The organism is Candidatus Rokuibacteriota bacterium, from assembly GCA_016209385.1.
GTDB lineage: Bacteria > Methylomirabilota > Methylomirabilia > Rokubacteriales > CSP1-6 > JACQWB01.
The window spans coordinates 1-7,588 of record JACQWB010000284.1 but is presented as its reverse complement, the minus strand read 5'-3'; the positions used below and the strand labels follow the sequence as shown (position 1 = coordinate 7,588).

The 7,588-nt window shown below is 68.6% G+C and carries 7 protein-coding genes; all 7 read right to left on the bottom strand.

Features of this window, described 5'->3' with window-relative positions:
* On the bottom strand, positions 1-453 hold a 453-nt coding region (locus tag HY726_21585; protein ID MBI4611590.1), incomplete at its 3' end, for a zinc ribbon domain-containing protein.
* A 235-nt stretch (positions 454-688) separates the two neighbouring features.
* Positions 689-1,582, bottom strand: coding sequence for a 3-hydroxyacyl-CoA dehydrogenase family protein (locus HY726_21580; protein MBI4611589.1), 894 nt, complete (start codon positions 1,580-1,582; stop codon positions 689-691).
* A 106-nt stretch (positions 1,583-1,688) separates the two neighbouring features.
* On the bottom strand, positions 1,689-3,101 hold the full coding sequence (locus HY726_21575) for an amidase (GenBank protein MBI4611588.1): 1,413 nt from the start codon (positions 3,099-3,101) through the stop codon (positions 1,689-1,691).
* Positions 3,102-3,256: 155 nt separating this feature from the next.
* Complete coding sequence (locus HY726_21570; protein MBI4611587.1) at positions 3,257-3,880, bottom strand: hypothetical protein; 624 nt, start codon at positions 3,878-3,880, stop codon at positions 3,257-3,259.
* Between the two features lie 14 nt (positions 3,881-3,894).
* Entirely contained in the window at positions 3,895-5,313 is a 1,419-nt protein-coding gene (locus tag HY726_21565; GenBank protein ID MBI4611586.1) for an aldehyde dehydrogenase family protein, read from the bottom strand.
* A gap of 72 nt (positions 5,314-5,385) precedes the next feature.
* Entirely contained in the window at positions 5,386-6,306 is a 921-nt protein-coding gene (locus HY726_21560) for an ABC transporter permease (protein ID MBI4611585.1), read from the bottom strand.
* Entirely contained in the window at positions 6,296-7,249 is a 954-nt protein-coding gene (locus HY726_21555) for an ABC transporter permease (GenBank protein ID MBI4611584.1), read from the bottom strand. Before HY726_21555 ends, HY726_21560 begins: the two co-directional genes overlap by 11 nt.
* Positions 7,250-7,588 lie beyond the last annotated feature (339 nt).

Sequence of the window (7,588 nt, the reverse complement as noted above, 5' to 3'; positions counted from 1 at the left end):
GTCCTCGTGGGCGAGAGGGGCACCGAAGAGCGCCCTGATCCCGTCGCCCATCACCTGGTTTACAGTCCCCTCGTAGCGGTGGACGGCCTCCATCATGCGCTCGAGGACCGGATCGAGGATCTTCCGCACGTCCTCGGGATCGCGATCGGCCAGAAGCTCCATCGACCCCTTCAGGTCGGCGAAGAGCACTGTGACCTGCTTGCGTTCGCCTTCCAGGGCGCTGCGGGAGGTGAGGATCTTCTCGGCCAGATGCCTCGGGGTATAGACCTCAGGTGAACCGAGTCGGGGCTCCGCGGCCGGCGCACCCGCGGGATGGGCGCACTCGGGACAAAACTTGGCGGCGACGGGAAGCTGCGAGCCGCACCGCGCACAGCTCCGGGCCAGCGGCGCGGCGCACTCGATACAGAACTTCGCCTGCGCGGGGTTCTCGTGCTGGCACCCGAGACACCTCACGCCGCGCCCTCCAACGAGCCGGGGAAACGCATGCCCAAGCACAACGCGACCGGACGCACCCGTCGCTCCCCTTTGACCGGTAACGATGCCAGCATTTATATCGGAAAGGCACCGGGTACGCCAGCCTGACTTGTCGGAGCAGCCGGCAGCGCAGCGGTAACCTCGGTGCGAGCGGCCGGAAAGGCTGATAATTCTCCGCGAAACCGGGTAAATCTGGGCGCGCGGCCGGCTCAGCTCAATCGGGGGTGGGCGCGGGCGGGTCCGTGCTCCAGTCGTAGAACCCCTTGCCGCTCTTGCGGCCGAGGTCCCCGCGCTTGACGCGCGCCTCGAGGGCCTTCGGCGGCAGGTCCTTCGGGTCCTTCGTGACTTCGTAGGTCTCGAGGCGGGCGTTGTAGCCGATGTCCAGGCCCGAGAAGTCGGCGAGCTTGAACGGCCCCATCGGGTGGTTCAGACCCAGCTCCACGGCCTTGTCGATGTCGGCGAATCCGGCGACGCCCTCCTCGAGGAGGTAGTACGCCTCGCGCCCGAGCGCGCGCAGGATCCGGTTGACCAGGAACCCTGGCAGCTCCTTGCGCAGAATGACGGGCTCGCGGTCGATCCTTTTCACCAGCGCGGCAACGAGCTGGACCGTCTCCTCGCTCGTCTCCTTGCCCTTCACCACCTCCACGAGGCGCATCACCAGGGGCGGGTAGAACCAGTGCATGTTGGCGCACTGGGCGGGCCGCTTCGTGGCGGTCGCGATCTGGGAGATCATCAGCGTGGAGCTGTTCGTCGTCAGGATCGCGCGAGGCGGGCAGAAGCGGTCGAGCTTCGCGAAGCACTCGCGTTTGGGCTCCAGGCGCTCGATGATGGCCTCGATCACGAAGTCGGCATCGCGGGCGGCCTTTCCCAGATCGGGCTCGAGCGTCACGCGCCCGATCGCCGCCTCCATGGCCTCCTTCGCCAGCTGGCCCTTGGCGACACGCCGCTCCAGGTGGCCGCGGTTCGACTTCATGGCTTTTTCGAGAATCTCTCGGGAGAGGTCGTTCAGTGTTGCCTGATAGCCGTGGAGCGCCGCCTGCATGGCGATCTGGGAGCCCATCTGGCCGGCGCCCACCACGAGCACGCGCTTGACGTCGTCGACGGTCATCGAGGCCTCCCTCCTCACCGCCACCTCTCCCCCTCACCCTATCTCTCCCTACCCGGGAGAGGAGAAGAGGTGAGGGGCATCATCTCGGAGAGGGCAGGGTGAGGGCTCAACTGATCGTTGGTTTCCTCCCGATCCAGGGCTGGGCACGCTCGAAGCTTGCGGCCGCGCGGAGCACGGTGGCCTCGTCGAAGCGGCGGCCCACGATCTGGAGCCCGACGGGAAGCCCGTCGCGCGTGAAACCGGCGGGGACCGACGCCGCGGGCTGGCCGGTCAGGTTGAAGGGGTAGGTGAACGGGATCCAGCCGTACGGGGGGATCGGCCGCCCGGCGATCTCGAGCGGGTTGTCGAGCCCTACCTTGAAGGGCGGACAGGCCACCGCCGGGGTCAGCAGCAGGTCGTACTTGGCGAAGAACTTCCTGACGTGATCCCAGAACGTCAGCCGGTCGAACCAGGCCTGCACGTACCTGGTGGGAGGCCACTTCAGCGCCTCCTCGATGATCCGCACGAGCCCCGCGTCGATGTCCTGCCGCCGTTCAGGCAGGTACGGCGCGAGCCGGGTCGCGATGCCACCGCAGAAGATGACTTCCCACGCCGCGTGGGGGCTCGGCCAGCCCGGGTCGGCCGCCTCCACCTTGCACCCGAACTCCTTGAAGCGCCGCGCCGCCTTCTCGCACACGGTCTGGACCTCGGGGTCCACGGTCGCGTAGCCGAGGTTCGGGCTCCACGCCACGCGGAGCCCCTTGAGCGTTCCTCCGAGCGCCTTGGCATAGTCGGTCGGCTGGGCCGGCAGCGAGTGCGGGTCGCGCTCGTCGGGACCCGCGAGAACCGTCAGCATGAGTGCAGCATCCGCCACGGTGCGGGTCATCGGGCCGGCGTGGGAGAGGCTCCAGGCACCGCTGAAGGGATAGACCGGCACGCGCCCGAAGGAGGGCTTGAGGCCGAAGATCCCTGAGAACGATGACGGGATTCTGATCGAGCCTCCCCCGTCCGTGCCCACCGCCAGCGGGGCCATCCCTGCCGCAACGGCCGCACCCGCTCCACCGCTCGACCCGCCGGGCGTCCGGTCGAGGTTCCACGGGCTCCGGGTGATCCCGAAGACCAGGTTGTGCGTGGCGCCGATCCAGCCGAAGGCCGGCGTGTTCGTCTTCCCCACCATGATCCCGCCGGCGGCCTTGAGCCGCTCGACGGCGGGGGCGTCTTCCTCCGGGACATGGTCCGCGTAGAGCTTGGAGCCCCAGGTGGTTCGCACGCCCTTGGTGATCAGGAGGTCCTTGATCGAGAACGGCACGCCGTGGAGCGGGCCGGGCCGGGCGCCGCGGCGCATGACCGAGCGCTCGGCGGCCCTGGCTTCCCGCCGCGCCGCCTCGGCGGTCAGGGTGGAGTACGCGTTGAGCTTCGGGTTCAGGCTCTCGATCCGGGCAAGAACGGCATCGACAACTTCTACCGGAGAAACCTTCTTCCGCCTGATCGCCGCCGCCAGCTCGACAGCCGACATCCAGCACAGCTCGTCGTTCGCCATACGTGTTCACCCCTCACCCTACCCTCTCCCCGGCGGGGAGAGGCAACGGATGAAATACTCGCGTCTGGCTACACCTCGTTCGAGCGCCGGCTTCGCCGGCGCAACCCCTTCCCGGGGGTGGCTCGGAGGGGGCCGGCGAGGCCCCCTTCGACGACTTAAAACGGCGGCATCACGCCACCCTGGCCCACGTAGACCCTGAGCGCGGTCAGGCTGCCGTCGTCGCCCTTGCGGGCCACCACGACGGTGCCGGCACCCACCTGCACCGCGTCGGCCTTCCGAACCTCAACGCGCACGATCGTCGCCGAGGACGGCACTCGGATCTGGACCGACTGGCCCTTGGGGGTCAGCGTCAGCAGCGGGCCATCAACCTTCTGGACGACCTCGGCGATGACGGCGTTCGTCATCGTGGTCCCGGGGAAGTCCCACGGATAGTGGCCCTCCGACAGGCCGCGCATCGCCTCAGGGAAGATGTGCACCTCGACGGCCTCCCAGCCGCCTCCCGCGCCCCGCTTCGCTGTGATCCCGACGTACTCGCCGGGCTTGATCTCCTCCACCTTGGCCGCCAGCACCCCGGAATAGCCGGTCTTCTCGGTCAGCGCCACGCGGGCGACACCCTCCTTCGTCTTCACGCTCAGCGCCGCGGGCTCGGCCGACGCGATGGTCCCGCGGAGGAGCATCACGTTGGCCGGGAGCTGCGCCGACGCCGTGGGGGCCAGGCCCAGGAGCGCGACCGCCAGGCACGCTGCCAGCGTCGAACGTCGCATCGCTCGCCTACCCATCGCCGTTCCTCCCCTCAGCCCGTCAGGTGGAAGACCACGAGCTTCAGCTCGGTCATCTCCTGGACGGCGTAGCGCGGCCCCTCCTTGCCGAAGCCCGACTCCTTGAGGCCGCCGTAGGGCATCAGGTCCGCCCGCCACTGGGGGCCCCAGTTGACGTGGATGTTGCCGGACTCCACCTCGCGGGCGAAGCGCATCGCCCACTCCAGTTTCTCGGTGAAGACCCCGGCCGCGAGGCCGTAGATGGTGTCGTTGGCCAGCGCGATCGCCTCGTCGATGTTGTTGAACGGCGTCACGGCCACCGCCGGCCCGAACAGCTCGTCGCAGGAGATCCTCATCTCGGGCTTCACGTCGGCGACGACGGTCGGCGCATAGATGGTGCCCCGCCGCTCGCCGCCCACGAGGACCCGCGCGCCCGTGGCCACGGCCTCTCTGATCCACTCCTCCACCCGGATCGCGTCCTTCTCGCGCACCATGGGGCCCACCTTGGTCTTCTCGTCGAGCTGGTTTCCCGTGGCGAGCGCGGCCACCTTGGGCTTCAGCGCGTCCAGGAAGTCGGCGTAGACCTTCCCCGCGGTCAGGACCCGCTGGGTGGAGATGCAGACCTGCCCGGCGTTGGCGTAGCCGGTGGCCGTCACCGCCGCGGCGACTTTCTCCAGGTCCGCATCGGGCATCACGATGACCGGAGAGTTGGAGCCGAGCTCCATCGTCACCTTCTTGATCCCGGCAAGCCTGCAGATCCGCTCGCCGACGTCCCGGCTCCCCGTGAATGTGATCTTGCGGACGCGCCGATCGGCCACGAGGGTGTCGCCGATCTCGCCCCCCGAGCCGGTCAGGCACTGGATCCCCTCCGGCGGCAGCCCGGCCTCGAGGAGGATCTCGGTCAGCTTCAGGGCCGACAGCGGGGTGTCGGTCGCCGGCTTGATGACCACCGCGTTGCCCCCCGCGATGGCCGGGCCCACCTTGTGGCAGACCAGGTTCAGCGGGAAGTTGAACGGGCTGATCGCGACCACGACGCCACACGGGACCCGGAGCGTGAAGGCGAAGCGCTTGCCGCCGCTCGGATCGGCGTCCAACGGGACCGTCTCGCCGTGGATCCGCTTGGCCTCCTCCGCCGAGCCCATGATGGTCTCGACGGCCCGGCGGGCCTCGAGGCGCCCCTCGGCGATGATCTTCCCCTCCTCCGTGCTGATGAGCCGGCCGAGCTCCTCGTTGCGGGCCTCGATGAGCTCCGCCGCTTTTTTCAAGATCTTCCAGCGCTCGTAGCCCGAGAGCCTGGCCATCGCCTTGGCGCCGCGCTCGGCCGAGGCGAGGGCCCGGCCTACGTCGTCAAGGTCCGCCCGGGGGACGGTGTCGATGAGCGAGTTGTCGTAGGGGTTCACGACCTCGATCTTCTGAGGCTTGTCGATCCACTTCCCTGCCACGTACATCTTCATGGTCATCCCTCCTTCTTCGGGGCCGCTACCGCTGGGACGCGCGACCCCTCACAACTAAGGCGTTTTCGGACATTACGCTCCCCTGAGCCTGGGGTCAAGCACGTCGCGAAGGGCATCACCCAGGAGGTTCGAGCCGAAAACCGCGAGGCTGATCGCGAAGCCCGGGAAGAGCACCAGGTGAGGCGCCTTCTGGGCGTACTCGGTGGCGGAGACCGAGAGCATCCGTCCCCACGAGGGGGCGGGCTCCGGGACGCCGAGCCCGAGGAAGGACAGCGCGGCCTCGACCAGGATGGCGCTCCCGAGCTGGGCCGTGGCCAGCACGATGAACGGCCCCACAGTGTTCGGCAGGATGTGTCGGAAGGCGATGCTCAGGTGACCGACGCCGAGCGCGCGCGCCGCCTCGATGTAGGCGAACTCCCGGATCGCGAGGACGCTCGACCGGATCACGCGCGCGGCGCGGGGGATGATCGGGATCGAGATGGCGATGATGACGTTGGGGATCGACGGGCCGAGCGCGGCGGCCATGACGAGCGCGAGCACCAGGAGCGGCAAGCCCTGGAGGATGTCCATCACGCGCTGGGCGATCAGGTCGGTCTTCCCGCCCAGGTAGCCGGACAGGAGCCCGATGATCCCCCCCAGGATCGAGCCGAGCAGCGTGGACACGGCACCCACGATGAGCGAGACGCGCGCGCCGTAGACGATCCGGCTGTAGATGTCCCGGCCCAGGTGGTCCGAGCCCAGCCAGAACTGGGCCGAGGGCTTCGCCAGGGTGTGGGCTGCGTTTGTGGTGACCGGATCCGCGGTGGCCAGGAAGTCGGCGAAGCCCGCCGTCGCCACCATCACGAGCATCAGGAACCCGCCGGCGGCGCCCAGCGGCTTCTTCCGGCAGAAGCGCAGGAGGAGGGTCCAGAGGCCGGCGCGCGGGAGGCTGACCCCTACGGGGGCTGCCAGCTCGATCCCTTCGGCCGTCACCGCCGTGTGCCTATTCGCCATAGCGCACCCGCGGGTCGAACCACCCGTAGAGCATGTCCACGAACAGGTTGGTGAGGATCACCACGATCGCGATGAACATGACCAGGTTCTGCACAACCGGGTAGTCGCGCCAGAGGATAGCCTCCACCAGGTAGCGCGCCACGCCGGGGAGGTTGAACACCGTCTCCGTCACGACCAGGCCCCCGATCAGGAACGCGAACTCGATGCCGATCACGGTGATCACGGGGAGGAAGGCATTCTTGAGCGCGTGGCGCCAGATCACCACGGCGTCGCGAAGCCCTTTGGCCCAGGCCGTCCGGATGTAGTCCTCCCGCATGACTTCGAGCACCGAGGAGCGGGTGATCCGCATGAGGAGCGCGGAGGAGCGGTAGCCCACGGCCAGGGCGGGGAGGAGGAACTGGACCAGGTGGATCTTGAGATCCTCGCCGGGCGGGACGTACACCATCGGCGGGATCCACCCGACCCACGCCACCAGGGCCAGGATGATCACCATTCCGAGCCAGAACGACGGCATCGAGAGGCCGGCCAGGCTGAAGACGCGGAGGATGTAGTCGAGCCGCGTGTCCTGGCGGACCGCGCTGATCACTCCGGTCGGCACCCCGAGCAGGACCGAGATCAGGAGGGAGAGCACGGCCAGCTCGACCGTGATCGGGATGCGGGGCTTGATGATCTGCCAGGCCGGGAGCTCGTAGCGGTAGGACTTCCCGAGGTCACCGCGGAGGATCGAGCCCAACCAGTCCAGGTACTGAACCACGACCGGCTTGTCGATCCCGAGCTCCTTCTCGAGGAGCTTCTTGTCCGCCGGGTTCACGTAGCCCGCGGACTCGAAAATGACGTCCACGATGTTGCCGGGGGCCAGGCGCATGAGGGCGAAGATGACGATCGACATCCCCAGCAGGGTGACCAGCGCGATCGCCAAGCGGCGCACGATGTAGCTTCTCACGTGGCTCGAGCCCCCACCCGCGCTTTCAGCGGGTACCCGGCCGGCGCAATCAACTCGGGACTCGCCTCGGTGTTATTTACTCGGGCCTCGCCTCGTCGCTGGCGCCGGCGATGAAGCTGCCCGCGCCGAAGCGCCTCGGCTCGAACTGCCTCGCCTGCGGCTCGTCCGGAGCCCCTCGGCTCGAACTACCACTCGGGCCTCGCCTCGTGGCTCTCCTCGCCTGCGGCTCGTCGGCAGCCCCTCGGCTCGAACCACCACTCGGGCCTCGCCTCGTGGCTCTTACTTACTCGGGTCTCGCCTCGCCGCTGGCGCAGGCGATGAAGCTGCCTGCGCCGAAGC

What these genes read in the sequence shown, in the direction of transcription:
- HY726_21580 (MBI4611589.1), bottom strand. Translation starts at nt 1,582, where the DNA reads ATGACCGTCGACGACGTCAAGCGCGTGCTCGTGGTGGGCGCCGGCCAG.
- HY726_21575 (MBI4611588.1), bottom strand. Translation starts at nt 3,101, where the DNA reads ATGGCGAACGACGAGCTGTGCTGGATGTCGGCTGTCGAGCTGGCGGCG.
- HY726_21570 (MBI4611587.1), bottom strand. Translation starts at nt 3,880, where the DNA reads ATGGGTAGGCGAGCGATGCGACGTTCGACGCTGGCAGCGTGCCTGGCG.
- HY726_21565 (MBI4611586.1), bottom strand. Translation starts at nt 5,313, where the DNA reads ATGAAGATGTACGTGGCAGGGAAGTGGATCGACAAGCCTCAGAAGATC.
- HY726_21560 (MBI4611585.1), bottom strand. Translation starts at nt 6,306, where the DNA reads ATGGCGAATAGGCACACGGCGGTGACGGCCGAAGGGATCGAGCTGGCA.